At 60.9% G+C, this 24,271-nt stretch carries 21 protein-coding genes, 1 tRNA gene and 1 pseudogene; 4 read left to right on the top strand and 19 right to left on the bottom strand.

From position 1 onward, the window contains the following. Window positions 1–94: 94 nt before the first annotated feature. The 8 genes from ACUIAH_RS07165 to ACUIAH_RS07130 form a co-directional block, all read right to left on the bottom strand. Window positions 95–910: a fumarylacetoacetate hydrolase family protein gene (locus ACUIAH_RS07165; protein ID WP_101432943.1), complete on the bottom strand. Its 816-nt coding sequence runs from the start codon at window positions 908–910 to the stop codon at window positions 95–97. A gap of 66 nt (window positions 911–976) precedes the next feature. Continuing rightward, complete coding sequence (locus ACUIAH_RS07160) at window positions 977–1,795, bottom strand: YggS family pyridoxal phosphate-dependent enzyme (RefSeq protein WP_445340821.1); 819 nt, start codon at window positions 1,793–1,795, stop codon at window positions 977–979. A 131-nt stretch (window positions 1,796–1,926) separates the two neighbouring features. Continuing rightward, complete coding sequence (gene gluQRS, locus ACUIAH_RS07155) at window positions 1,927–2,970, bottom strand: tRNA glutamyl-Q(34) synthetase GluQRS (RefSeq protein WP_445340820.1); 1,044 nt, start codon at window positions 2,968–2,970, stop codon at window positions 1,927–1,929. A gap of 90 nt (window positions 2,971–3,060) precedes the next feature. Then, window positions 3,061–4,407 (bottom strand): amidohydrolase family protein, encoded by a 1,347-nt coding sequence (locus ACUIAH_RS07150; protein WP_445339343.1) that lies wholly within the window; start codon window positions 4,405–4,407, stop codon window positions 3,061–3,063. Window positions 4,408–4,661: 254 nt separating this feature from the next. Further along, the gene (locus tag ACUIAH_RS07145) at window positions 4,662–5,330 is read right to left on the bottom strand and encodes a GntR family transcriptional regulator (RefSeq protein WP_232349471.1); all 669 of its coding nucleotides are present in this window, start codon (window positions 5,328–5,330) and stop codon (window positions 4,662–4,664) included. Between the two features lie 306 nt (window positions 5,331–5,636). Beyond that, entirely contained in the window at window positions 5,637–7,010 is a 1,374-nt protein-coding gene (locus tag ACUIAH_RS07140; RefSeq protein WP_445340819.1) for a PTS ascorbate transporter subunit IIC, read from the bottom strand. After that, a complete protein-coding gene (locus tag ACUIAH_RS07135; RefSeq protein WP_198199565.1) occupies window positions 7,007–7,312 on the bottom strand; it encodes a PTS sugar transporter subunit IIB in 306 nt (101 codons plus the stop codon). The genes ACUIAH_RS07140 and ACUIAH_RS07135 overlap by 4 nt, the downstream gene beginning before the upstream one ends. A 5-nt stretch (window positions 7,313–7,317) precedes the next feature. Next, a complete protein-coding gene (locus tag ACUIAH_RS07130; RefSeq protein ID WP_445340818.1) occupies window positions 7,318–7,854 on the bottom strand; it encodes a PTS sugar transporter subunit IIA in 537 nt (178 codons plus the stop codon). A 442-nt stretch (window positions 7,855–8,296) separates the two neighbouring features. On the opposite strand from ACUIAH_RS07130, the gene ACUIAH_RS07125 reads away from it, so the two are divergent. Both ACUIAH_RS07125 and ACUIAH_RS07120 read left to right on the top strand, forming a co-directional pair. Further along, window positions 8,297–8,881 carry a hypothetical protein gene (locus ACUIAH_RS07125; RefSeq protein WP_445340817.1) on the top strand — a complete coding sequence of 195 codons (585 nt, stop codon included), beginning with the start codon at window positions 8,297–8,299 and terminating at the stop codon, window positions 8,879–8,881. Continuing rightward, complete coding sequence (locus ACUIAH_RS07120; RefSeq protein ID WP_445341573.1) at window positions 8,878–9,078, top strand: hypothetical protein; 201 nt, start codon at window positions 8,878–8,880, stop codon at window positions 9,076–9,078. Before ACUIAH_RS07125 ends, ACUIAH_RS07120 begins: the two co-directional genes overlap by 4 nt. A gap of 145 nt (window positions 9,079–9,223) precedes the next feature. On the opposite strand, the gene ACUIAH_RS07115 is transcribed toward ACUIAH_RS07120, so the two are convergent. The 8 genes from ACUIAH_RS07115 to ptsP form a co-directional block, all read right to left on the bottom strand. Further along, window positions 9,224–9,297 (bottom strand) — tRNA-Lys (locus tag ACUIAH_RS07115). Window positions 9,298–9,392: 95 nt separating this feature from the next. Next, window positions 9,393–10,913 (bottom strand): formate--tetrahydrofolate ligase, encoded by a 1,521-nt coding sequence (locus tag ACUIAH_RS07110; RefSeq protein ID WP_445340816.1) that lies wholly within the window; start codon window positions 10,911–10,913, stop codon window positions 9,393–9,395. Between the two features lie 39 nt (window positions 10,914–10,952). Then, window positions 10,953–12,479, bottom strand: a complete 1,527-nt coding sequence (locus ACUIAH_RS07105) for a C69 family dipeptidase (protein ID WP_445340815.1) — start codon at window positions 12,477–12,479, stop codon at window positions 10,953–10,955. Between the two features lie 192 nt (window positions 12,480–12,671). Further along, on the bottom strand, window positions 12,672–13,244 hold the full coding sequence (locus tag ACUIAH_RS07100) for a YbhB/YbcL family Raf kinase inhibitor-like protein (protein WP_445340814.1): 573 nt from the start codon (window positions 13,242–13,244) through the stop codon (window positions 12,672–12,674). A gap of 205 nt (window positions 13,245–13,449) precedes the next feature. Next, the gene (locus tag ACUIAH_RS07095; protein WP_144084940.1) at window positions 13,450–14,997 is read right to left on the bottom strand and encodes a PTS ascorbate transporter subunit IIC; all 1,548 of its coding nucleotides are present in this window, start codon (window positions 14,995–14,997) and stop codon (window positions 13,450–13,452) included. A gap of 89 nt (window positions 14,998–15,086) precedes the next feature. Beyond that, the gene (locus ACUIAH_RS07090; protein WP_024626949.1) at window positions 15,087–15,359 is read right to left on the bottom strand and encodes a PTS sugar transporter subunit IIB; all 273 of its coding nucleotides are present in this window, start codon (window positions 15,357–15,359) and stop codon (window positions 15,087–15,089) included. A 42-nt stretch (window positions 15,360–15,401) separates the two neighbouring features. After that, window positions 15,402–15,848: a PTS sugar transporter subunit IIA gene (locus tag ACUIAH_RS07085; protein ID WP_144084939.1), complete on the bottom strand. Its 447-nt coding sequence runs from the start codon at window positions 15,846–15,848 to the stop codon at window positions 15,402–15,404. Window positions 15,849–15,925: 77 nt separating this feature from the next. After that, a complete protein-coding gene (gene ptsP / locus ACUIAH_RS07080) occupies window positions 15,926–17,575 on the bottom strand; it encodes a phosphoenolpyruvate--protein phosphotransferase (protein ID WP_445340813.1) in 1,650 nt (549 codons plus the stop codon). Window positions 17,576–17,808: 233 nt separating this feature from the next. Between ptsP and ACUIAH_RS07075 the strand changes: the two genes are divergently transcribed. Then, window positions 17,809–18,075 (top strand): HPr family phosphocarrier protein, encoded by a 267-nt coding sequence (locus tag ACUIAH_RS07075; protein WP_024626952.1) that lies wholly within the window; start codon window positions 17,809–17,811, stop codon window positions 18,073–18,075. A 52-nt stretch (window positions 18,076–18,127) separates the two neighbouring features. Then, window positions 18,128–19,186 carry a LacI family DNA-binding transcriptional regulator gene (locus tag ACUIAH_RS07070; protein WP_445340812.1) on the top strand — a complete coding sequence of 353 codons (1,059 nt, stop codon included), beginning with the start codon at window positions 18,128–18,130 and terminating at the stop codon, window positions 19,184–19,186. Window positions 19,187–19,205: 19 nt separating this feature from the next. Here ACUIAH_RS07070 and ACUIAH_RS07065 read toward each other — a convergent pair whose 3' ends face one another. From ACUIAH_RS07065 to topA, 3 genes and pseudogenes are all read right to left on the bottom strand, one after another. After that, window positions 19,206–20,366 (bottom strand): DNA polymerase III subunit delta', encoded by a 1,161-nt coding sequence (locus tag ACUIAH_RS07065; protein ID WP_445340811.1) that lies wholly within the window; start codon window positions 20,364–20,366, stop codon window positions 19,206–19,208. A 296-nt stretch (window positions 20,367–20,662) separates the two neighbouring features. Then, window positions 20,663–21,316 (bottom strand): annotated as a pseudogene (gene tmk / locus ACUIAH_RS07060) (dTMP kinase); the annotation flags it as partial. Continuing rightward, on the bottom strand, window positions 21,313–24,159 hold the full coding sequence (gene topA, locus ACUIAH_RS07055; protein ID WP_445340810.1) for a type I DNA topoisomerase: 2,847 nt from the start codon (window positions 24,157–24,159) through the stop codon (window positions 21,313–21,315). The pseudogene tmk and the gene topA, both read right to left, overlap by 4 nt. Window positions 24,160–24,271 lie beyond the last annotated feature (112 nt).

The following is a 24,271-nucleotide window of genomic DNA, read 5'->3' as shown; positions in this document are numbered from 1 at the left end:
TTCATCTGTCTTCTACAACAGCAGAAGGAGGATACCTATTCCCAAACTTGAGCCCATTCGACTCAAGTTTTTGCCTTGCTTGTTGCTCCATTCGCTACTCATCGATGACCACATTGCGCAGGTAACCGATCCCCTCCACCTGGACCGTGGCCTCGTCCCGGTTTTTCAACGAACCTGTGGCGTTAGGGGTACCGGTCATGATGACATCGCCGGGCAGCAGGGTGGCGAAGCTGGAGATGAAGGCGATCTGCTCAGGAATGGAGTGGATCAGGTTTGCGGTGGTGCCGCTGGCCTCGGGCACCTCTTCCCCGTTGAGCTTGAAGGAGATCTTCGCATCCCGATAGTCCAGGTCGGTCTCGATCCAAGGCCCAAGGGGGCAGGCGGTGTCAAAGCCCTTGCAGCGGGTCCACATAGGATCATTCTTCTGCAGGTCGCGCAGGGTCACATCGTTGACGCATGTGTAGCCCAGCACATAGTCCATGGCCTCATTGACACTCACCTTCCGTGCCATCCTGCCCATGACGACGGCCACCTCGGGCTCGTAATTCATGTCCTTGCTGTAGGAGGGCTTGACGATGGGGTCGTCAGGACCAATGACCGAGGTGGAGGGCTTCATGAAGAGCATGAGCTTCTCCGGTGGTTCCGGGTTCGAGGACTGGCCATGCTCGGCCATGTAGGCGGCGTGGGCGCGGTAGTTCTTGGCTGCCCCGTAAATCTTGGAAGGGATGACCGGAGCCAGCAGCCGCACATCCTCGTCGTCCAATGGGTAACGCTGGCCGGTGGGTTCGACCTGCTGGCCGGTCAGGGGGTAGCCGCTCAGCTCGACCAGGTAGTCCTTGCCGTCTTGCTTGTCAGTTTGGACGAAGGCGTATCGTGGGGTGTCCTTGTAGGAAAAACGCGCGATTCTCATAGGGCACAGTCTAGCCCCAGGCCGGGCCTCTTGACAGGTTCGGGTTCTGAAACAGAGAGCTGCCGGTCAGATAAAAGCCCGAGGGCCGAATATGGCTGTGCCTACACGGACCTCGGTCGACCCCTCGGCCACCGCATACTCCATGTCTCCGGTCATGCCCATGGACAGCATGGTACAGGTGTCCGTGCCCGGCTCCCCCGAATCCCTGATGCGGTCTCGCAGGCCGCGGAGATGGGCGAATCCGCTCCTGATGACGGCTTCATCATCCACATGGGCGCCGACGGTCATCAGACCCTTGAGCCTAATCCCCTCCATACTGGCCAGCTCATAGGCCAGATCCAGGGCCTGGTCGGGGGCACATCCCGACTTGGCCTGCTCGCCGGACTCGTTGACCTCCAGGAGGATGCCCACAGTTCTGCCCGCCGCCAGTGCCCGTGTGGCCAGCTTTCGAGCCAGCGAGGGCCCGTCGACCGACTCGACCGTGTCGACATATGGCAGGATCTTATTGATCTTGTTGGATTGGAGCTGCCCAATGAGGCGGAAGCCCACGCTGGCGCTTGATGAATCACTGTCTGCAGCGTCGGCGCCAAGAACCAGTCCCCTGTCCCGACAGAGCTCCAGCAAACCCCGGGCCTTGGCGGTGACCTCCTGAGGACGGTTCTCGCCGATCCGACGCACCCCGGCATCAATGGCTGCCATGATCTCGCCCACATCGCGGGTCTTGGTGGCCGCCAGCAGAGTCACCGAGCCTTCTTTTCGGCCGGCGGAGTCCTCCGCTTTGGCGATCCTGTCAGCCACACGCTTGACCCCATCCGTGATCTGCACCGCCCGTTCCCGGCTGATCTGCCGATTGCCCAGATCCTTGTGGTCCATATAAGCGACCATGACCCGCTACCTCCTTAAAATCCGGAAGCCTTGACTGAGGCCATGGTAGCCAGTGGCTCATACCGGCAAGCTCACAAGCCCGGGAGAAAGCTGATGCCAGAAACGAGCAAGGAAATTCAAAATCGAAGAGCTCACAGATCCGGCCTTACGTCAGAAACGTTCAGCTTGCTCAGGTCAAGCTGCCGGTCCTTGCGTTCAGCGGCCAACGTGTTCCACGTGAAACCATCCAGCAGCTCCCGCGCACTTGCAGGTCTGGGACAGTCCAAGATTCCCAGGAGCCAGCCGCAGACCCCCAGCACCTGCTTGGCCGCCCATCCGTCTCTCCTAAGCAACCCCAGGTCCGGCGATCCGAAGCGTTTGGACATTCTCCTGCCGTCCACGCCATCGATCAGCGGCAGATGCGCATACTGAACACGAGGAGCCTGCGGCTGAAGGTGATTCCGGATCCACATCTGAATGGCCGTGGACCTTAGGAGGTCCCGTCCTCGAACGATCTGATTGACGCCCATGGCCAGGTCATCCACCGTCACCGCCAACTGATAGGAAACCAAGCCGTCCGAACGTCTGACGACCACATCGCCGACCTGCCTGGGCAAGTTGAAGGACTGCGGGCCAAAGATCAGATCCCTGAAGCGACAGGCGGCATCCGACTCGTCGGGTTGATCGGGGACTGCGATTCGCAGGCTGTGCCTCTGCCCCCGAGCCAGCCTTTCACTGACTGTCTGATGGGAAAGTCCTCGGCAGGTGCCCGGATAGACGATGAACCCGTCGCCCTCATTCGGCGCCGATGCCGCACGGATGTCGGCACGGGAGCAGAAGCATGGGTAGACCAGGGGCTGCCCGCCAATTAATTGCTGTGATTCAAGTAATTTCAATGCCTGGCTGTAGGCATCGGCGCGCTGGGACTGGTAGACCACTTCGCCGTCCCAATCCAATCCCAGCCAGGCCAGGTCATCCATGATCCAACGATCAGCGTCCTTTACCACCCGCGGCGCATCTATGTCTTCGATGCGAAGCCGCAGAACCCCGCCAGATCCTTGCGACCTGACACCCAGCCAGGCCGCCAGACATGCATAGATATTGCCAAGGTGCATTCGCCCAGTCGGCGAAGGTGCCAACCTTCCTACGACCTTGGCTTGGTCGCCCTGATCCACTCTCGGTTCTCCCTTGTGCATACCGACATGCTTGCATACCATCCGGTCATCAGGGAAGCATCAGGCAGCCAAACTACTACTTGCTCCTGAATGGTCGCACAAGGCAAATGCTCAGAAGCTGTCGAGCAGGCGATCTATTTCCTCGAAGTGCTTGACCCCAGGACGCCAGACCGGCTTGCCACGAACGATGACCAGCTTGGGGTCAGCCAGGGTCCGCACATTCTTGGCAGGGTCCTCGTCAAGGACGATCAGATCCGCATCCTTGCCCGTATCGACCGAGCCAGTGACATTGTCGAAGCCCAGGTTTCGGGCATTGACCTGGGTGGCGGCGTGGAAGGCCTGCGCCGGAGTGAAGTCAGCGTACCGCACCAGATAGTCGAGTTCCCGCCAAGTGCTGTACTGGGGCACGAAGGTCATGCCGGTGTCGGTCCCGACGCCGACGGCAATGCCGTTCTCGTGAGCCTGCTTGGCGCTCTTGACCATGCCGTCAACGACCAGTTCGGAGTTGCCGCGTACTATGTCGCTGATTCCCAGCTCCTGCTGGCTGATCTTGACCAGCGGCAGTCCGGCGGACAGTGTGGGGTCCAGGGCCGAGAAACCACGAAGCGAGCGCGGATTGTCAAGGAAGAGCCCAATCATCTCGTCATCCAGAGCACTGCCGTGTTCTATGGTATCCACGCCTGCCTTGAGAGCGGCCTTGACCCCCTCGGGGCTTTGAGCGTGTGCTGCGACGAGCACGCCAAACTCATGGGCTTCATCGCAGACGGCGGCCATTTCCTCCTCGGTCATCTGCGGGCTGCCGGCCTCGCCAAGCTTGGTGGCATCGGTGACGCCACCGGTCGCAGCCACCTTGATGGCATTGACGCCATGATCCAGGTTCTCCCGGGTCCGACGCCTGGCTTCTTCGGGAGAGGAGCAGGACAGGGCGATGAAGGGATCACCGTGCCCTCCTGGAATCGCCAGGAGCGGACCGGCAGCCAACATGCGCGGGCCAGTCAGCTCGTCGGCATCAATCTTGTCACGCAGACGAACCGCCTCATAGCCCACATCACCCAGGGTACGGATGGTCGTCACTCCAGAATTCAGCAGAGTGGAAACGTTGCCTTTGATCCTGGCATCCATAAGGACTTTGCCGGCAGGGCTGTGCACCACTTTCAAAGCAGCGTCGACCACGCGCGGCGACAGGTCCGTACCGCCAGACAGGGGCTTGCCGTCGGCAAAAAGATGGGTATGGGCATTGATGAGTCCAGGCGCCACAAACTTGCCCGTAGCGTTGATCCGGTGATATCCGGAAGGCACGTAGGCCAGCGGGGTCGGGCAGACCTGCTCTATCCGGCCGTCCGCGGACACCAGAACAGACATATCCTTCTGGACCGTGCCTTGCTCATCTCCGGTCGCGATACTGGCATGCTCGAGCACAAACGGCTCGCGCTCTTTCCTGCCTTGAAGACGCCCCATGGTCGCACCTGCCTTCCCATCTCCGATACACTCATTGCGAGGAATCGGGCATATATGGTCAATCATATCCATGGCAGGACGAACCATTCAAGCACGACAAACACGACACACAGACAGTGGATCCCATTCAGGCGCACCCTGCCACGGGAACTAGACCGCAATTCCCGAATACCGCCATGAAGGACTGTCCAAGGGGCGGGAAACATTCACAGTCATCGCCAGAGGCCACCACCGACCTTCCTGAGCAGGGAATGTTACCTGGAGTCCGGCACGCTGTTGATGACGAACTCTATTTCGGAATATGCAGGCGGTTGGAGAGCCACGCCGAATGCCACCACTGAGCCGAATCCGTCGAAGACGGTGGAGTCCATAGCCAGCACGGGCCGACCCTTGTCCACATGAAAGTACCCGGCTATCCGTGAATCGACATTCTCGATGCGGACCACGACCTCGTTCCTGGCGAGCCTGACGTCGTATCGTCCTTCTATGAAGTCATAGAGGGATCCGTCGGAGAAATCATGCTCAAGTATCTCCGGAAACTGTGCATCCGGCAGGTAGGTGCAGACATATTGCTGTAGGTTGCCATTGACATAGCGCAACCGCTCCAGCTCGATCAGGTCCGCTTCAGCCTCCAGACCCAGCTTTGATGCAATATCGGCTTTCTTGACAATCCTGTTGCCCAGCACTCGGGTCTTGACCGTTCTGCCCAGGTCATGCTGCTGACGCCAGAAGCCTCTGATGCGGCCGTTGATCACCTCGCGGGAAGAAGTGGGCGACTTCAGCTTGAAGGTCCCCTTGCCCTGGCTACGAACGATCAGCCCCTCACGGATCAGATCTTCTATGGCATGGCGAACCGTGATCCGACTGACCTTGTACCGTGTGCAGAGTTCGGACTCAGTAGGCAGCTGCGCTCCATCCTTCATCCGTTTGATGCTCCCGCGCAAATGGTCTCGCACGGACACATACTTGGGAATTCCATCTACCATTGCAGAACCGACCCCCCAACCGACTTCATTGCATTCATGAATTGCAATCCCGCCATACGCGCCAACCAAGGATTGTCATCTTCCACGATATAGTACAAGCTTCGCGTTTGCGCACTGCTGCAGACCAGGATGAAAAATCCGGCTGCGGCAGAGGGGCCATGGTTTCGATTGTGGAAAGCCCATCGAGCACCATGGCCCTTCATGTTCATCTCTGCCTACTTCAGACAGGATCAGGTTTCGTCCTCAGGCAGCTGCCTTGGCCTTCTTGCGCTTGTTCATGAAGTAGGAAACCACATAGACCAGGACCAGCACGACAATGATTCCCACAATCATGGCAATCTGCCCGCCTGCCTTATCGAGATACCCCAGGAAAAGACCAGCAACGCCGAAATCAGGACCAGAATACGTGGCGGCTCCCTTGCCCAAGGAGCCTAGCACCGGCAAGAGCAGGTAGGGCAGGAAGGTGATGGCCAGTCCGTTGACGAAGGAACCGAGAACGGCTCCACGTCGCCCGCCTGCGCCGTTGCCGATCACGCCTGTGGCGCCGCCGGTCATGAAGTGGGACACGACGCCGGGAATGATGACGGTCGTACCAGCCAAAGCCAAGATGGCCATGCCTACGATGCCGCCGACGAAGCTGGACAGGAACCCGATCAGAACGGCGTTAGGGGCAAAGGTGAAGGTGACGGGAACGTCCAGGGCAGGCTTGGCGTTCTTGACCAGGTGCTCGCTGATGCCCTTGAAGGCAGGAACGATCTCACCCAAGACCACACGAACACCCGCCAGAATGATATAGACGCCGGCTGAGAAAGTGGCTGCCTGAATGATCACATAGACAATGAAGTTCTGTCCGCCGCTGAGCTTGCTCTCGATATAAGCAGGACCCGCGAAGAGCGCCACAATGACATAGATCACTGCCATAGACAGGGCCACGATGACCGTGGTATCGCGCAGGAAGCCCAGATTCTTGGGGAAGTTGATCTCCTCAGTCGATTTGGAGGGATGCTTCTTGCTGCGGGTGAGCGTTGCTACCAGACCACCCAGGGCGATGCCTGAGCCGCCGGTGTGCCCCAGGGCCACATCATCGGTGCCAGTGACTTTTTTCATGAAGGGCTGCACAATTGCAGGGGAAAGAGTCACGACCAGCCCTTGGGCGATGGATCCCCAGAGCAAAGTCTGCCAGGTGGGGAATCCGGCTGTGACGAAAATGACGGTTATCATCGTGGCCATATAGAAGGCTACGTGGCCCGACAAATACACATATTTGAAATATGAAGTAGCCGAAAGCAGGATGTTGACAATCATCCCGAAGAAGAAGATCAGAGCAGCGATAGAGCCGTATTTGACCAGGACCGTGCCAACGATGGCCTCATTGTTGGGGACGACGCCCTGAACATGGAAGGCATGCTGGAACATATCTCCGAAAGGCGTCAAGGCATTAGTGACCACGCCTGCGCCTGCGGTCAGAACCAGAAAGCCTACGAATGTCCTGACAGTCCCCTTCATGACGTCCGTAGCAGACTTGCGCTGCAGGGCCAGACCGATCAGGGAGATCAGCGCGACAATGACGGCAGGCTGTCGGAAAATGTCCAAAAGGACCTTTAATGCACCGTTCATGCCGTCTGCCCTCCTTGAGGAACATCCATGCCATGGCGCTTCAGGGCCTCGGCCAGCTTTTCTTTGATCTCATTCATATCGATCAGGCTATTCAGGACAACCACGTCTCCCAGATCCTTGGCAGCATCAGCGATATCACGCCCGACAAAAATAAGATCGGCATCACCCTTGTTGACCGAGCCCAAATCGCTATGGTCGGTCTCGACACCGGTCACACCAAGCTCTTTCAAGGCCTTGTCAATGTTGAGCTGGGTGATGAAGCTCGACCCCAGTCCAGTGCTGCAAACCGTCAGAATCTTCATATTGATTACCTTTCTTCCTTGAGGATCGTCCTCAATTCCTCAACGTTCGCGGCCTTGCCCAGCCGTTCCTGATTGGTGCCGTCACTCAGGAAGGTCGCCAACGATTGCATCAGGCTCAAATGGCTGTTCGAGTCCTGCGCGGCCAGGCAGAAGAACGTGTTGATCGGGTGATCCTGTGAATCGGCCAGCAAAAAGGGCCTGCCGACCTTCAGCACCGACAGGGAAGTGGTCACAACGCCTGCCTCCGGCCTGGCGTGGGCCATGGCGATGCCTTGACCCAGATCAATGTAGGTGCCGCCTGGTTTGCGTATGGAAGCCTTGATGGCCTCGACATAAGAAGGCTTGATCCTTCCCAAGTCAACCAGCGGAGCGGTGACCACATCCACTGCTTCCTCCCAACCGGCCACGCCGTCCCTGTACATGACGGTGCCTTCCGGGAAATACTCGTCCAGCAATTTGCCTCCTCGCATACGATGAAGCCCATCCGCTTCGTAGCGAATGTTCGCGGGAGGGTGGATGCCTCCCCACGGAATCTTCAACATCGAATTTCGCAAACATTATAACAACATGACAATATGATGTCTATACTTGCGTGTTCAAGCACCATATTCCGATCTCTTGGATAAGACTCGAACCTGATACAGGTAAAGGAAAAGCCCCGCAGCCTTTGCGGCTGTAGGGCTTTGACTCTGTGCCCCCACTGGGGCTGGAACCCCGGACACGCTGATTAAGAGACGTATAAATGCGTAGCGAAATGGACTGAAATGCCAGAGGCAATCCAAGCGAAGATCGGACAGACGAACGGGTTTTCGGGGATGCAGTCGGATTCATGGGGCAATCTTGAGGCGACCTGGTCATATAATGGCGATTCCGGACTCACTCTCATTCTGGAACGCCAATAGTCTATCGACAATCAGCACAGTCATAATCACCGTACAGAACAACAAGTAGTCTGCTGATGGTCGAAGCAGATAGGGAGGCAAAATGAGAAGACCGGTCGCTGCTATCGCAGCCGCTTTAGCACTAGCGTTGGGATTATCCGGGTGCGGTGAAGACAACAGCACTCAAACCCAGCCGGCAGACAAAACTGCCGCAGCATCGCAAACACCCAAGAAAAACAGCCGAGGCAACATCGTAAAACACATCGGCGACGAGGCCGGCATCACTGGCGAAGACGGCAAGGACGTGGCCGACTGGACCGTGACCAAGATCATCCCTGACCCGACCTGCTCAAATCCCGAGCATCAGCAGCCGGAGCATGGCCATTTCATCGAATTCGACATCAACGCCAAAACAACCGAAAACTACAATCCTAACAAATACGGCTCATTGGATGTCGGCACCGCCTACCGGTGGCAGCTCATCCAGAAAGACGGCACACAATGGAACGGGATGCCGGGGTCTGCGGCTGCGGAATCCTGCATGGTACAAACAGACAAACTGCCGGGCTCGTTGAATCAGAATGCAAAAGCACAAGGCAAGGTCATATTCGATGTGCCCTCCCTAGACGGAACGCTTTACTATCCTCAAATGGGCGAAGGGCATGGATGGGAGTATCCGCTGGGATGAAGTTCGGCATGCGCACGCCCAGCCCCAGACGCTCCATCAAGGTGCGAACCACGGGCAAGTGGAAGAGGCAGGCGAAGAAAGCCCTCATCCCCGGATACGGGAAGAAGGGCATGGGGTGGATACGGAACCCCAGGAAAGCCGCCTACAACAAGATCTACCGGAAGACCACGGTCAGCATCTGGGACCTGTTCAAGTAAGCCTCAATATGAGCCCCGCTTCGGCGGGGCTTTTCTTTTGCGGAGACTTTTGTCACACAGATGTCACACAAAATCGTGTTTAAGGAGAATCCAATGAGCAATGAAAAAGCCCCGCAGCCTTTGCGGCTGTAGGGCTTTGACTCTGTGCCCCCACGGGGGCTCGAACCCCGGACACGCTGATTAAGAGTCAGCTGCTCTAGCCAACTGAGCTATAGGGGCAGGGCACTTTCAAGAGCCAAGTAGATACTATACACGGTTTCTGCAGACCCGCAACACGGCGCGTCACGGGTCTGCCGAATCCATGCATGGCCTGCTTAGACGATCTTGGGCATGGGCGTGGTCAGGGAGGTGGTCAGGTTTACCTGCAGAAGACCGGCACCCGTATGGGCCTCGACTTTCTTCAGGGTGACTGTGCGCTTGTCCTGGTCGGCCCGATCATTGTCGGTCATGGTAGCCGGCGATTTGACCGCCACCACCACCAGATCCTCGAGGGAGATGCCTGCCTTGCTGCACAAGTCTGAGGCCGCCTGGAGGCTGTCCTGGAAGCCCTCACGCTCAACAACCCGATCAGCCGGCACCCCGTAAGCGCTCTGGGCGATCCAGCGAATCCGATCCGGCACAGACATATCATGCAGGCTGGCCGTATCCGCCTGGGCCTTCGCAGGCTCCTGCAAGGCCTTGATCAGATCATCCAGCTGAGGCTCAAGGGCCTTGCCCCCATCACGGAAGAGGTTGCCCGCCATAGGCCTGCGGAAGCCCAGACCGTCGGCCGTCTCCCGCAGGGAATTCACCTGATCGTCCTCGCCCTCCCAGAGGTTGATCAGCGGGAAGGTGGGGATGCCCAGTCCCTCCAGACGATGCACGTGGAAGGGATAGCGCCAGCGCAGCTTGGGATCGTCCCGCCAAGTGGTGGCACGGGTGACGACCACTGCGGCGGCAGGCCACTGGGCCCCATATTCGCGGGCGGCGATGTCCAGCCACTTCTGGGCACCGGCATCAGCTCCATAGCCCGCCTCGACGACGACCACGTCGTGCCGGGCGCAGGCCATTTCCACGGAGACCAGGCTAGGGATGCCGATGGAGACGTTGGCGAAAGGTCCGCCATGCACATAGACCGGTGAACCCTCCAGGGTCTGAGTGAAGGCAGGCTTGACCGCGTCGGTCAGAATGCCGGTGATCCGCCACAGGTCCACAAACTCACCAAAGGTGACCGGGCGACCGCCCAGGGTCCCCGCGACCATGGCTGCCACACGCCGTTCGATCTCCTCCATGCTCCGGGAGAGCACGACGATCTGCATGAGCTCACAGGTTGGCGTCAGCACGGTCCGCTCGGGCAGATCGCCCTTGCCTCGGTCCACGGTGATCTGCCGCAAGGACCGTGAAGGCACCTCGCTGACCCGGGGCACCAGGACGGTGTCCAGCCGGCCCTCGTCCACAGCCTTCTCAGCAAAGGAGACCAACAGGTTCTGCGCGGATTCGATAGCCGCCATCTCCCCGCACAGACCCCAGTCCACCAGCTCAGGATGCGTCAGGGAAGACTTGCCGCCACCGGAGGCGCCACCCTTGGATCCAGCTGCGGTGATGCCCATGCTGGGCTGACGCAGGACGGCCGCAGCATCCACCCCCCGGGCGCGCAGAGCATCGATCAGGGCGATGGTGGTCGTGGTCTTGCCCTCCCCTCGCGAAGCCTTGAGCGGGGTGTCGGCGGTCACCAACAGCACTCGGCCCTGCTTGCGCGGCATATCCGGATGCTCCCTCAGATCCTTCAAATAGCCGAAGGCATCGATCTTGTCAAACAAGCCGTATGGCCTGACATAATCATCGAAACCCCTCATGAGGCTCTCCTCCTTAATGGTTTTTGCAAATCGGATGGCTCAGTTGTCGGACAGGTGGTAGCCGTTGCGCATGCCCATGCTGACGGTATACAGCACCTGGCCAAGCAGGTCATCGGTTTCCTTGCGCAGACGGTCGGCCATGTCCTGGTTGGCGGCCTCCAGCACCTGGCGCACCTCGGCGTTGTCGGTGCCCTGGTCGGCGCCCTCCAGCCGTGCCACCTGCTCGTCAGCAGCGGCAATCAGCCGGTGGCCCTCGCCGCCCACGCTCTGCTGGTAACGCTCGACAGCCGCCGAGGTGCCTGCGAATTCGGAATCGCACAGGGCGGCGATCAGCCGGTCGGACCAGTAGAGGCTGTCAGTGGAGACCCGGTCAGTGGCGTTGGCCAGATAGTCGGGCGTCCGATCCACATTGGCATAGAAGGGAACCAAGGCATTGAAGGCGTTGGACCCGTAGGACATCCATTGGATGGCCCGGCAGGATTCAGGCCGGTAGGGGCGCAGCTGGATCAGGGCCAGCTGGTCGTTGCGGTTGATGCCGATGGGCCGGTAGAGCCCTTTGGTGTGCTCGTCGCCAGTCCGCCCATAGGGATCGTAGGGCGTGCCCTGGTAGTGGGAGCTGAGCAGATACTTGACGTCCTCCACGGTAATCAGACGCTCGGGCTGACGGCACCAAGGGATGTTGTCACTGGTGGGGGCATGATCGGCATCCGGTCCGTCCCAGATCTCGTCATAGGGGTTGAGGAAGCGCTGCATATACCAGGCCCGGGGCGTGTTGTAGACATGATCCGAATCGCTATGGGATCCGAAGGCGTCACGCGGATTGAAGGGCGAGGCCGACTCCACGGCAAGATTCAGGTGGTTGTCGGCGATGAACTCCCGCAGGTCGGCCGAGCAAAGGTGATCGGTCTGTTCCCCGAAGGCGTCGTCCAGATCGAACTCGTCGATGCCCAGCTGGTTGGGCATGGTCACATAAGAGTCATCGGGCACCCGCTTGGCGATCCAGTGATGGCCGCCTATGGTCTCCATCCACCAGATCTCGTCCACGTCGCTGAAGGCAATGCCATTCATCTCATAGGTGCCGTAGCGCTCAAGAAGGGAGCCCAGCCGCAGGACACCCTCCCGCGCCGAGCGGATATAGGGCAGGACGATGGTGACCAGGTCCTCCTCGCCGATGCCCCCGGGTACCTCGGCCAAGTAGCCTTCATCGCCCGGACGGCCCTGGGCGGGGGTGAGTTCCACCAGCGGATCGGCGCCCAGCACACGCTCGTTGGTAGTGATGGTCTCAGTGGCTGACATGGCCACGTTGGCGCTGTTGACGCCTGCTTCGGCCCATAGCCCTTGATCGAGCACGGCATTGGGCACCGAGGTGTAACGCATGGGGTCCTCGGGCAGATCCATCTCCAAGTGGCTGATCACGCTGCGGTAGTGCCGTGGCTGCTGGTCGGGAGCGACCAGGACGAAGCGCTTGGGACGGAACTCCCCGTTGGCTGAATCCTCATTTCGGGCGATGATGGTAGATCCGTCATAACTGGCGTGCTTGCCTATCAGAAGCGTGGTGCAGGGCATATAAGCGTCTTCCTTTGTCTGATTGCGGTCAACTGTCATCACCAGTCCGGATGCCGGGGAATGCCGTTCCAACCGACTGCGTGGGCAGGCAGGGATGACGGCCGTCTGCGCACTTGGGGCATGGCCTCACTCTAGTGCCAGACCGCCCCAATATCGGTCCCAATATCAGGGGATGTGCGCTAAATCAAATTCTCATGCATCGGCTGGCAGCCAAACCCGAGCTGCAGCGGCTACAGGCTGGGCGGAATGAACGGCATGGACCAGGGCGTTCAGCCAGAATCCCTCCTCCAGATTCGGCAGAGCTTCCTTCGTGGCCCAGACCGACAGCACATAGTCATGAACCTGGTCTGGAGGGGTGGGGCCGTTGTAGCGCATGAGCACGGCGGGATCGTCGGCGATCTCCTCCTCCATGACCAGTGGCGAGGCGGCCGAAGTCCGGCCCTGAGGCACACCGGGAATCAGATTGGGCAGGTTTCTGGAGAAGTCCTCGGGAATGGCCAGAACAGAGCTGTCAGCCTCATCAGGCTGCAGGGCGGCCAGAGCGCCAACAGGCAGATTGGCCAGGGACCAGTGGATCCAAGGGAAGCCGCAGACCGGCACGGAATCAGGATCCACCAGCATCCAATGCAGGTAACGAGCCTCCTGGGGTACATCCTCAAGCCGGAAGGGGAAGGAGACTACAGGACGTCCCTTGCGCGTAAGGGACTGCGGGGCACGCTTGGCGTACCGATCGGGATTGGTGCCGAAATCTGTGATAATCCTCATGGTTCGATTCTCGCCCGCTCCAGTGACGGGGTCAAGTTCATCCGTTAAAGACGCTTGGAGCAATAAAGCCCATCGCGCTGGGTCAAAATGCAAGAGTCGCCCGTTTCCCTCCACGTAGAAAGGAAACGGGCGACTCTGAGTTGGGGCGGAGAAAGGAATCAGCAGGACCTTTCTCCTGGCGCCTGCAGGGCGCGCTTGCACATGCCTATTCGGCTTTTGCTGCCTTGGCGGCCTTGGCCTCGGCGCGGGCGGCCTTGGCGGCTGCACGAGCCTGAGCCTTGGCCTCCTTCTCTTTAGCCTCGACATCAGCGATGAACTCAGCATGCTTGGCGGCAGGCATCCATCCGGTGTTGACCACCTTGACCTGCCAGATCCAGGCCAGGGCGAAGATCACCACAGCCAGGACCACCAGGACCACGGCCCCGGCAGGGATACCCAGCTGGGCCAGCTTGCCGACCACGGTGCCGTACCAGGCGAAGTCGGCATCGCCGAAGGTGGCGTTGGACAGGCCGAAGCTGCCCAGAACCGTCATCAGGATGGCCGGCAGGAAGGTGATCAGCAGACCATTGATGAAGCCGCCGACCACGGCTCCGATGCGGCCGCCGGTCGCATTGCCGAAGACACCGGCACCGCCGCCATCGAAGAAGTGGGGCACCATGCCCGGCAGGATCAGGGCCAGACCCCAGACAGGCCCGAGCCAGACGGCGATGATGACCAGAGCCACCAGACCACCGGCGAAGGAGGCCAGGAAGCCGATCAGGGATGCGTTGGCACCGTAGGGGAAGACAATGGGGATGTCCAGTGCAGGACGGGCGCCGGGGACCACCTTGTTGGCGATGCCCTGGAAGGCGGGCACCAGCTCGCCCAGGATGATGCGGACGCCGTAGAGGATGATGCTCACGCCGATGCCGAACTGCAAGGCCTGGGCGAAGGCGGCCATGAAGAAGGCTCCCCAGTTGGCCGGGTGTGACGGGAAGACGGCGAAGGCGGCCTTGGCCGGCACCACAAAGGCGGTCCAGACAGCGAAGACCAGGTAGAGGACGACCATGAGCAGGGTGGTGGAGACCATGGAATCACGCAGGAAGCTCAGCCCCTTGGGGAAGTCGATGTCCTCGGTGGAACGCGACTTCTTGCCCACAGCACTGCCGACCGCGCCCGAGACCACGTAGCCCAAGGTGTTGAAATGGCCGATGGACAGCTTGTCGCTGCCGGTCACCCGGTTCATGTACGGCTGGGCGAAGGCTGGCATGGCGACCATGATCACGCCCATGAGCAGGGAGCCGATCAGCACGATGAGCAGGTTGTTGCCCTTGCCGAACCCGATCGAAAGGACCAGGGCCAGCAGTGTAGACATGAAGACCATATGGTGGCCGGTCAGGAAGACGTACTTGAGCGGAGTGAACCGTGCCAGCAGGATCATGACGATGAAGCTGAGCACGATGATGTAGGCGGAGGCTGCGCCGAATTGGCTGGAGGCCTGGGCCACGATCACCTCGTTGGTGGGGACGACCCCGTGGGCGCCAGTGGCCTTGAAGACCAGCTTGCCGAAGGGATCCAAGGCGTTGGTCACCACAGTGGCGCCGGCACCCAGAATCAGATAGCCCATGGCCGCCTTGAGAGCACCCGAGATGACCTGGCCTGCGCTCCGTTTCAGGGCGATCAGGCCGATGGCCGCCACAATGCCGATCAGGTAGGCGGGCACATTCAGAATCTCCTGGCTGATGAAGTTCAGCACCGCAAGGAAGACATTCATTATTTGTCCTTAACTATTCTCTCTTGTTCTCAACTCGAAAGAGCGGGCGTCCCATCGGCCTGGCGATGATGAATGCCCGCCGGGGGGCATCAGTCGGCGTACTGCTCCAGAATGCCCTTGATCTCGTCCTTGTCCATGAAGTTCTGGACGGTCTCGACCGGAGTAGTGGTCCCCTCCAGCTCGGGCGCCAGCTGAGGCGAAGTCAGCACCAGGTCGTTCATGTTGGCCGTGCCCTTGGCGCTGCCCGCGTCAGAGGTGGTCACAGTCACATCCATGCCCAGCTCCGATGCCACCTGCTCGACGTTGACCTTGAGCAGGACCGATGTGCCGATGCCGTTGCCGCATACGCAGAGAATATCCATGAGTTGCTCCTTTGTTTCTTGTTTGCTTTTACTGCTTCTTGTTCACGATTGAAGAATGGCGCGGACCTCGTCAGGGGTGCCGGCCTTGGCCAGCTGCTCGGTTTTCTTCGCGTCGGTCAGCGCACCGGCGATGGCGGACATCACCTGCAGGTGCTCCTGCTCATCCCGTCCGGCCAGACCGATCACCAGGGAGACCGGATCATTGGCCTTGTTGCCGAACTCGACAGGCGTGGACAGCCTTACCCAGCTCAGGCCGGTTCCCAGTACCGCCTCGCTGGGGCGGGAATGGGCCAGAGCCAGACCTGGGGCGATGACGATGTAGGGACCCATCTTCTCGACGGTCTCGATCATCTGGTCCGTGTAGGCATCGGTGGTGAACCCGGAGGCCACCAGCCTGTCGCCCGCCTTGCGGATGGCATCCCGCCAGTCAGCCGCCGGCACATCCAGGGCAAAGGATGTGTCGGGAAGGAAGGCTTGGAAATCCGTCATGTCTGCTCCTTGCTCGTGCTGTTTGACTTGCTCGATTGCACCGGATCCGGGGGATTTGCGTGGATCCGGCCGACTGCTCACCACCCCTGGGAATGATAGAACTCTCCGTCCAGAGCCCTAGCGGCCAGCGCCTTGGCCTCGTCCATGGTGTGCTTGGCCAGTTCGGCGCGCACATCATCCAGGGCGACCGGAGTCATGGACAGGCTGGTCACGCCGATGCCGGCCAAAACTACGGCCAGGTCCGGATCGGCAGCAGCCTCGCCGCAGACTCCGACAGGCATGTTATTGGCCTGACCGGCATCAGCGATGAGCTTGATGGCCCTGAGGACGGCAGGATGCCAAGCGGTCTGATAGGAGGCGACCGAACCCAGCGTGCGGTCGGCGGCCAGCGTGTACTGGGTCAGATCGTTGGTGCCGATGCTGACGAAATCGGCCACCTTGGCCACCTTGTCGGCCATCAAGGCAATCGAGGGAACCTCGGCCATGACGCCCACGCGCTTGAGCCCCTTGCTCTTGCCCAGACGGACGAAGTAGTCGGCCTCGTGCTCGTCGGCAACCATGGGCGCCATGACCCACAGGTCGGCATCGGTCTCGGCATCGGCCCGGGCTAAGGCCTCCAGCTGGTCCTCCAGGACCTGGCTGTGGACCTTCAGCGTGCGCAGACCACGCAACCCCAGGGCGGGATTGGGCTCGTCAGCCTGGGTCAGGAAGGGCAACGGCTTGTCGGCGCCGGCATCCAGCAGGCGGATGACCACCTTACGGCCAGGGAAACGTTCAAGAAGAGCACGGTAGGCCTTGGCCTGCTCCTCGACGCCGGGCGCCTGCTCGTTGCCCAGGAAGAGGAACTCCGAGCGGAAGAGTCCAACCCCCTCGGCTCCATACTCCAGGGCCGGATCAGCATCTGCAGGCTTGCCGACATTGGCCAGGAGAGGGATCTTGGCTCCATCCTTGAGCTGACCGGGACGGCCTCGCAAAGCCTTGGCCTGATCAGCCTCACGACGGGCCTGCTCAGCCTTCTCGATCTGTTCCTGGGTGGGGTCGGCCGTCACCTTGCCGGCCGCGGCATCGACGATGACCGTCTGTCCGTCGGATAGGCCAGCGGCATCCTGGGCGCCTACGACAGCGACGATTCCCCGGGACCTGGCCAGGATGGCGGTGTGGCTGGTCGGACCGCCCTCGATGGTGACGATGGCCAGCACCTTGGTCATGTCCAAGCTGGAGGTGTCGGCCGGAGACAGGTCGGGAGCGACCAGGACGAATGGCTTGTCGCTTTCCGGCACGCCAGGGGCCGGCACGCCGAGCAGATTGGCGATGACACGCTGGCCAACATCATGCAGATCGTTGGCCCGCTCCCCCATGTAGCCGCCGATGGCCTGGAGCTTTCCCTCGAAGTCGGCAAAGGCCTCATAGACGGATCGCTCGGCGGTCTTGCCACCGTCCAGCAGGGATCGGATCGAGGTCTTCAGGGCCGGATCCTGGGCCATCTGCGCCAGAGCAGTCAGTATCGGAGCGGCATCCTTGGCCCCCTGCCCATCCTGGGCGGCCTTGGCGCGTGCAAGCAGATCCTTGTTGACCGATGCCAGAGCGGATTCGACCCTGCCGAATTCAGCATCCGCTGTCAGGCTCTCAGGCCTAGCCTCATCCCCGGGCACATCCAGTCCGGCCGCCATATGGATGACCGGGCCGACGGCAACGCCGCGGCCAATGCCCACGCCTTGGATCTCCATGTCGCACTCCTTAGTGCCTGCCCACTGCGTGTAGGCCGCCCCTGAGGCGAACTGAGCAACGGCAGTGGAAACGTTCTTTAAGCAACGATGTTCAGTATACACAAATTCATTTGTTTTTCAACGGTAATCGTTTTCTGTAATTCCTTTTTGACAGTGGTAAGATAACCAGCGTATTCATCACTCGACATGCCGGTTCAACAAGACCGGCCGTATCTTCAGGAGAGCTGGTCATCATGGCAACAGCACAACGTTCCACCGTCATCACCGACCCGGTAGGCATTCACGCCAGGCCCGCTTCGGAATTCTCGCAGGCCGCCGCATCCAGCGGATGCAAGGTCACCATAGCCAAGGGCGAAGGCAATCCCGTGGACGCCGGCAGCATTCTGATGGTCATGAGCCTGGGCATCGCCAAGGGCGACAAGGTCACCGTGACCGTCGACGGCGATGATGCCGAGTCCGTGGCCGATTCCTTGGTCACCAAGCTGACCCAGGCCGAGTAACGCCACCGCCAGCCGCAGCCGACATCCGTGGAGAGGACCTTCGAGGGAACCAATGGGAAACACGGCGGACAACAAGCCTTCCATTGCCAACGTCGCAGCTCTGGCCGGAGTTTCGACGGCGACTGTGTCCCGCGTCCTTTCCGGCCATAGAAGCAAGAATGACGACATCAGCCGCCGGGTCAGGGCTGCGGCCGAGAAGCTCAACTATTCGGCCAACTTTGCTGCCAGCGCGCTCCGCTCGGACCGCAGCAGAACCATAGGGTTAGTTCTGTGCGGCACCTCCGCAGGCCTAGACGGGTCCATCCTGGATCTGCTCAGCAGAAGGCTGACCGAACAGGGTCGCTACCTGCTGGTCATATCCGTCAGGGGCGACCAGGAGCGCGAGGCGGCCATCAGATCAATGGCGGCCCGACAGGTCGAAGGAATCATCGTCGTTCCTTCGCCGGACGACGATCCGGTCGGCATGCCCGCCGACCTGCCATCCGGGCTGCCCATTGTTCAGGTCGGCGGCAGGCCGGTCTCCTACCACACCAGCTGGGTCGGCACGGACCAGGCCGCCTCCATGCGGTTGATCATCGCCCACCTGGCCGAACAGAACGCGCACGCCGTGGCCTATCTGAGCCGCGAACTGAGCACCAGCGCGGCCACCGAGCTCTTCACGACCTTCTCCACCCTGACCAACACCTTGGGGATGACTCCTCAGCCGGACTGGGTCCAGTTCGGTCCATGCAGCATGCAGCGCGGCCACGACGCCGTCATAACCATGCTCAGCGAGGGAAGCGACCGTCCCGATGCCATCATCTGCGGGGATGACTCGCTGGCTCTGGGCGCTCTGATGGCCTGCAACCAACTGGGCTTCCGGGTTCCCGACCAAGTCAAGGTGGCCGCCTTCGTGGACAGCCCGGCCTGCCTGGTCAGCAGTCCGACCTTGACCGCAGTCAAGACTCCCCTGGAGGGCATCGTCCAGGAGGCCCTGCGGCTGGTCGACGCCAAGGGACAGTCCATTCTGCCATCCCACGTGGCTCTGCCGCCGGCACTGGAGTGCAGGGAATCGACCTGGTCGCCAAGGATCGGCAGCAGCGACATGACCTCGCCAGGCACTTTCGCCTGATGAACCCTTGGGTTTGCACTCAGACCAGCAGGGTGCAGAAAAGAGCCTCGAAGTCCAGGAGTGGCGAACCGTTGGCAGCCAGCCTCCTGCGAGCCCGGGCGATCAGCTGAATGCGGTCGATAGCCCCCTGCCTGGAGAGTCTGACGGACAGATCGGCAATTGCCGCCCGATTCTCCAGATTGACCAAGCCGGCCTTCTCCTCGGCACCGTTCTGCAGGACGCCCACATCCCGGTAGACGCTGGCCAGGGTGCTCAGATTGCGGTCCAGCACATCCCGGGTCAGCCTGGTGACCCGCCGACGGACCTGATCCTTGCCCCCCAAGGCATGGTAGGCCCCGCGCAGCTGCCGGGGAATGCGCTCCTTGTCCCTGAGCCCGTTGATCTGCCGAAACTCCCGCTCGTCCCTGGCCACCTCGTCGTCTACGGTGGCAGTGGCCTGATCACGGGCCGCATCAACCACCCGAGCTGCCAGGATCACGGCATCTGAGGCACGCCGCAGACCCAGCAGACCTACCACCAGCTCATCACGGTCGGTCAGAACCTGATCCTTGGTGGCATAGAGACGGGCGATGCCGATGTGTCCCTGAGCCAGACGAGCGGCCTTGGCGGCTAGAGGCCGGTCCACACCCACCTGGTCGGTCAGGAAATCGGCCACAGCAGTGTTGGACGGCACCGCCAGATTGAGCACCCTGGTCCGTGAGCGAATGGTGGGCAGCACATCTTGGGCGCTGGGTGCACACAGGAGCCAGATGGTGTGCTCAGCCGGCTCCTCGATCTCCTTGAGCAGCACATTGGTGGTCCGCTCCAGCATCCGATCCACGTCTTCGATGATGATGACCCGCCAGCGCGAGGTTGAAGGCATCTGCTCCGAGGTCATGATCAGCTCCCTGACCTCGTTGATGCCGATAGTGACCTTGTTGGTGGACAGTATGGTCACATCCGGATGGGTTCCTGCCAGGACCTGCTGGGTGACGCGGGTAGGTTGGTCGCTCAGCCCCTGATCCGGACTGATCAGGGCCGCCGCGAAAGCCCGGGCAAGATTGGAGCGCCCTGATCCAGGAGGGCCGCAGATCAGCCAGGACTGCGCCACCTCGTCATGACCCTGCGCCTGAGCGGCCACCGTCCGCTTGAGCAAGTCGACCGTGGGCTGCTGGCCCACAATGGCGTCCCAGACGCTCATCGGGTCTTCCGCAGGAGCCGGGACCGAAGCAGCCAGCGAGCTGGGGAATCCGCAGGAATCGAATCGTCGTCAGCATCCCCGCCGGCTGTGCCCGCATCCATGGACTGGTCGTCCTGGCCTGGATCAGCCTCCGGTGTCTGATCGGACGCATCCGCAGCCTCAGTCCAGTCCGACTCGGCATCCTGCTCATCGTCCTCGTATCCTGCAGCCGATTCATCATCGTCGACATCGTCCTGCGCATCATCATTCTCATCGTCGACCTGCGGCAGATCCGGCTCGCGTCCTTCGACCAACTTGTCCAAATCATCTTGGATGATCTGCCAGACTTGGTCGATGGGCTGGGTAGCGTCGATAACCAGGAACCGGTCGGGCTCATTGTGAGCCAGCTGCAGAAATGCCTGACGCACATGCTGCTGGAAGTCGTCGCCAGCCGACTCCAGACGATCAGGCTCATGATTCAGACGCGACTTGGACTGAGACGGATCCGCATCCAGCAGGTAGGTGCGCTTGGGCAGCAAACCCTGACTGGCCCACAGGCTCAGCCGACGGATCACATCCGCCGACAGATCACGGCCTCCGGCCTGATAGGCCACTGAGGAATCCAGGTACCGGTCGCAGAGCACAATGTCTCCTTGCTCCAGAGCCGGGCGCACCACCTGGGCCACATGCTCGGCACGATCCGCTGCATAGAGCAGGGCCTCGGTCCTAGGGGCCAGATCGTCGGAGGCGTCAACCACGTCGGTACCCTCGGTCACGGCAACAGAAGGAAAGGCGGCCAAGCCGTGCAGAACGAGTTCCCGGATGGTCAATCCGACCGGAGTGCCTCCTGGCTCGCGGGTGACCAGGGACCGCAGGCCGCACTCCTGCAGATAGTTGTGTGCTCGTTGAACCTGGGTGGTCTTGCCTGCCCCGTCCACACCCTCGAAGGAAATGAACAAACCATCGCTCATGCCTGATGCTCCGTAGTCTTGGAAGTCTTGGTAGTTTTAGTCTTCTTTGTGGTTTTGCGGGTGCGAGCGGCCGATTTGCGAGCAGTCGACTTTCGTGCGGTCGACCTGCGAGTGGTCCGGCCGCGCCGCTTTGTGGGCCCGGCCGCGCGCTTCTCTGCCAGCAGTCGGAAAGCCACCTCCGGTTCGATGGACTGGGCCGTGTACTGCTTGGGCAGGGTCCTGTTGGTCTGCCCGTCGGTGATGTAGACGCCGTAGAATCCGTCCTTGATGGTGACGGGTTTGCCGCTGTCAGGGTCCGTACCCAGCTCACGAAGAGGAGGCTTGGCCGCGCTCCGGGAACGCCGTCCGTACTTGGGCTGATCGAAGAGCGCCTTGGCCCCGGCCTGGTCAATGGTGAAAATCTGGTCCTCGTCGGTCAGCGAACGCGTCTCGGTGCCGCCGTCGGCTTTGGTGGCCGTCAGGTAGGGACCATAGCGGCCATTGCTGGCTGTGACTGTGGCCTGGCTGGTTGCTCCAGTCTTGGCATCGGTCAGCTCGATGCTGCCCACCGTCCTGGGCAGGCTGAGCAGCTTCAGGGCATCCTCCAGGGTGACCGTGTCCGGATCCATGGTTTTGAAGAGCGAGGCCATCTTGGGCTTAGGACCTGTTCGCTTGGCCGTCCTTGCAGTCTTAGTGGCAGGCTTCTTCTGTTCGGCCGCATCCTCTTCGGGGCTGATCAGGGCCACGTAGGGCCCGAATCGGCCCTTGCGCACCTCGACCCGACCGCCGGTCTCCGGATCTTTGCCCAGCTGACGGGGGCCGCCTGCGTTGGCTGCAATCAGCTCATGGCCCGCTGCCACAGTCAGCTCGTCCGGAGCCATCGTTGGCGGCAAAGAGGCGCGCTTGGGATTGCCATCGGCATCCAGGTCAGCCGTATCCTCAAGATAGGGGCCGTAGCGGCCGACCCTCACCTGCAGGCCATCGCCTATCTCGATAGTGTTGATCTTTCGGGCGTCGATGTCTCCCAACTGGGCCACCTGCTCCTGCAAACCCTGATGAGCCTGATCAGCGTTCTGAGCGGCGCCCGGGCCTGAGCCGAAGTAGAACCGGGTCAGCCAGTCCTTGCCCCGCTCCTTGCCATGGGCGATCATATCCAGGCCGTTCTCCATCTGCGCCGTGAATTGATAATCCACATACTTGGGGAAATTGGTCTCCAGCAGCCTGACCACTGAAAAGGCCAGCCAAGAAGGGATCAGCGCGCGACCGCGCTCGTAGACGTATCCGCGATCGATGATGGTCGAGATGATGCTGGCATAGGTGGAAGGCCTGCCGATCTCCTTGGCCTCCAGGGTCTTGACCAGGGAGGCCTCGGTGTAGCGGGCCGGCGGCTGTGTCTCATGACCCTCAGGCTCAAGGGCAGCAGCACGAAGCACGTCGCCCTTCTGGACCGGAGGCAGGGTTGAATCCCCATCGGTTTGTTCAGAGCCTGAACCCATGGCCTTAAGGAAGCCAGGGAACTTGATGACGGTGCCTGAAGCCTGGAAGAGGGCTGTGTCCTCCTTGCCCGCCGGCGCCGACAGGCGGATGGTGGCTGTGGAACCGGTGGCGTCGGCCATCTGTGAAGCCAGGGTGCGGCGCCAGATCAGGGTGTAGAGCTTGAGCTGGTCAGGGGCCAGACGGTCGGCCAGCTCCTGGGGCCTGTGGAAGGTGGAACCGGCTGGCCGGATGCATTCGTGGGCCTCCTGGGCGCCGGCGGTCTTGGTTACATACTGCTTGGACTCAGCCGACAGGTACTCGGCCCCGTACTCACGTTCGACCCCCTTGCGAGCAGCGGCAATGGCCTCCTGGGAGAGAGTGACCGAATCGGTACGCATATAGGTGATGAACCCGTTCTCATAGAGCCCCTGGGCAGCGCGCATGGTGGCCCGGGAACTCATGCCCAGCCGGTTGCCTGCCGTCTGCTGCAGGGTAGACGTAGTGAAGGGGGGCTGGGGGCGCCGCCGGTAGGGCTTGGTCTCCATACCCGTCACCGTGAAGTCCTGATTTTTCAGCGTCTCAGCCAGGCTTCGGGCGTGCTGCTCATCCAGCTGCAGGACCTGCTCCTTGGCTGCAGCCTGCGTCAGCTGGCCCTTGGAGGTGAAGTCCTTGGAGACCGCCAGCCGTTGCTCCCCTAGGCTGATCATCCGCGCCTGAAAACCGCCCGACGATGACGATTCCCCAGCATCCTCCTGCACCAGATGCGCTAGCAGATCCCAGTAGGAGGCCTTGACAAAGGCCATGCGCTCACGCTCGCGCTCCACAATCAGCCGAGTCGCCACAGACTGGACACGCCCGGCGCTCAGCCCCGGACCCACCTTGCGCCAGAGCACCGGTGAAAGTTCATAGCCATAGAGCCGATCCAGAACCCTGCGGGTCTCCTGGGCGTCTACCATGTGGGCATCCACGTCCCTGGTGTGCTTGAGAGAATTCTTGATGGCCTCTGGCGTGATCTCATGAAAGACCATGCGCTTTACCGGCACCTTGGGTTTAAGGGTCTGGACCAGGTGCCAGGCGATGGCCTCCCCCTCCCGATCCTCATCAGTGGCCAGGTAGAGCTCGTCGGCGTTCTTCAGCGCCTTCTTGAGCTCGGACACCGTGTGCTTCTTCTTATCATCCACGATGTAGTAGGGCTTGAAGCCATCGTTCACGTCCACGCCGAACTTGCCGTAGGCCTTCTTCTGGGAGGCCGGGACCTGCGATGGCTGGGCCAGGTCGCGGATATGGCCCACCGAGGCCATGACCGTGTAGCCCTTGCCCAGGTACCCGCCGATCTTCTTTGCCTTGGTTGGCGACTCAACAATGACGAGCTTATTGCCGGATGCCATGGCCTCTCCTTATATTGTGGTCTTTCGCACGCCATCTTACTCACGAGGTTCCGTCACCATGCAAATCAAGAGGTCATGTGCACGGGTGTGGATCCCTGGGGTCGACAGTGGA

Source organism: Bifidobacterium sp. ESL0820 (genome assembly GCF_052606235.1).
The sequence above is the reverse complement of the archived record's forward strand: the minus strand, read 5'-3'. Positions and strand labels throughout refer to the sequence as shown.

Excerpts from the sequence above, each read along its gene's own strand:
- ACUIAH_RS07135 (WP_198199565.1), bottom strand. The coding sequence starts at position 7,312 with ATGAAGATTCTGACGGTTTGCAGCACTGGACTGGGGTCGAGCTTCATC.
- ACUIAH_RS07085 (WP_144084939.1), bottom strand. The coding sequence starts at position 15,848 with ATGACGGATTTCCAAGCCTTCCTTCCCGACACATCCTTTGCCCTGGAT.
- gluQRS (WP_445340820.1), bottom strand. The coding sequence starts at position 2,970 with ATGCACAAGGGAGAACCGAGAGTGGATCAGGGCGACCAAGCCAAGGTC.
- ACUIAH_RS07105 (WP_445340815.1), bottom strand. The coding sequence starts at position 12,479 with ATGCCCTGCACCACGCTTCTGATAGGCAAGCACGCCAGTTATGACGGA.
- ACUIAH_RS07100 (WP_445340814.1), bottom strand. The coding sequence starts at position 13,244 with ATGAGGATTATCACAGATTTCGGCACCAATCCCGATCGGTACGCCAAG.
- ACUIAH_RS07090 (WP_024626949.1), bottom strand. The coding sequence starts at position 15,359 with ATGGATATTCTCTGCGTATGCGGCAACGGCATCGGCACATCGGTCCTG.
- ACUIAH_RS07140 (WP_445340819.1), bottom strand. The coding sequence starts at position 7,010 with ATGAACGGTGCATTAAAGGTCCTTTTGGACATTTTCCGACAGCCTGCC.
- ACUIAH_RS07070 (WP_445340812.1), top strand. The coding sequence starts at position 18,128 with ATGGGAAACACGGCGGACAACAAGCCTTCCATTGCCAACGTCGCAGCT.
- ACUIAH_RS07120 (WP_445341573.1), top strand. The coding sequence starts at position 8,878 with ATGAAGTTCGGCATGCGCACGCCCAGCCCCAGACGCTCCATCAAGGTG.
- ACUIAH_RS07075 (WP_024626952.1), top strand. The coding sequence starts at position 17,809 with ATGGCAACAGCACAACGTTCCACCGTCATCACCGACCCGGTAGGCATT.
- ACUIAH_RS07125 (WP_445340817.1), top strand. The coding sequence starts at position 8,297 with ATGAGAAGACCGGTCGCTGCTATCGCAGCCGCTTTAGCACTAGCGTTG.
- topA (WP_445340810.1), bottom strand. The coding sequence starts at position 24,159 with ATGGCATCCGGCAATAAGCTCGTCATTGTTGAGTCGCCAACCAAGGCA.
- ACUIAH_RS07145 (WP_232349471.1), bottom strand. The coding sequence starts at position 5,330 with ATGAAGGATGGAGCGCAGCTGCCTACTGAGTCCGAACTCTGCACACGG.
- ACUIAH_RS07165 (WP_101432943.1), bottom strand. The coding sequence starts at position 910 with ATGAGAATCGCGCGTTTTTCCTACAAGGACACCCCACGATACGCCTTC.
- ACUIAH_RS07065 (WP_445340811.1), bottom strand. The coding sequence starts at position 20,366 with ATGAGCGTCTGGGACGCCATTGTGGGCCAGCAGCCCACGGTCGACTTG.
- ptsP (WP_445340813.1), bottom strand. The coding sequence starts at position 17,575 with ATGGAGATCCAAGGCGTGGGCATTGGCCGCGGCGTTGCCGTCGGCCCG.
- ACUIAH_RS07160 (WP_445340821.1), bottom strand. The coding sequence starts at position 1,795 with ATGGTCGCTTATATGGACCACAAGGATCTGGGCAATCGGCAGATCAGC.
- ACUIAH_RS07110 (WP_445340816.1), bottom strand. The coding sequence starts at position 10,913 with ATGAGGGGTTTCGATGATTATGTCAGGCCATACGGCTTGTTTGACAAG.
- ACUIAH_RS07095 (WP_144084940.1), bottom strand. The coding sequence starts at position 14,997 with ATGAATGTCTTCCTTGCGGTGCTGAACTTCATCAGCCAGGAGATTCTG.
- ACUIAH_RS07130 (WP_445340818.1), bottom strand. The coding sequence starts at position 7,854 with ATGTTGAAGATTCCGTGGGGAGGCATCCACCCTCCCGCGAACATTCGC.
- ACUIAH_RS07150 (WP_445339343.1), bottom strand. The coding sequence starts at position 4,407 with ATGGGGCGTCTTCAAGGCAGGAAAGAGCGCGAGCCGTTTGTGCTCGAG.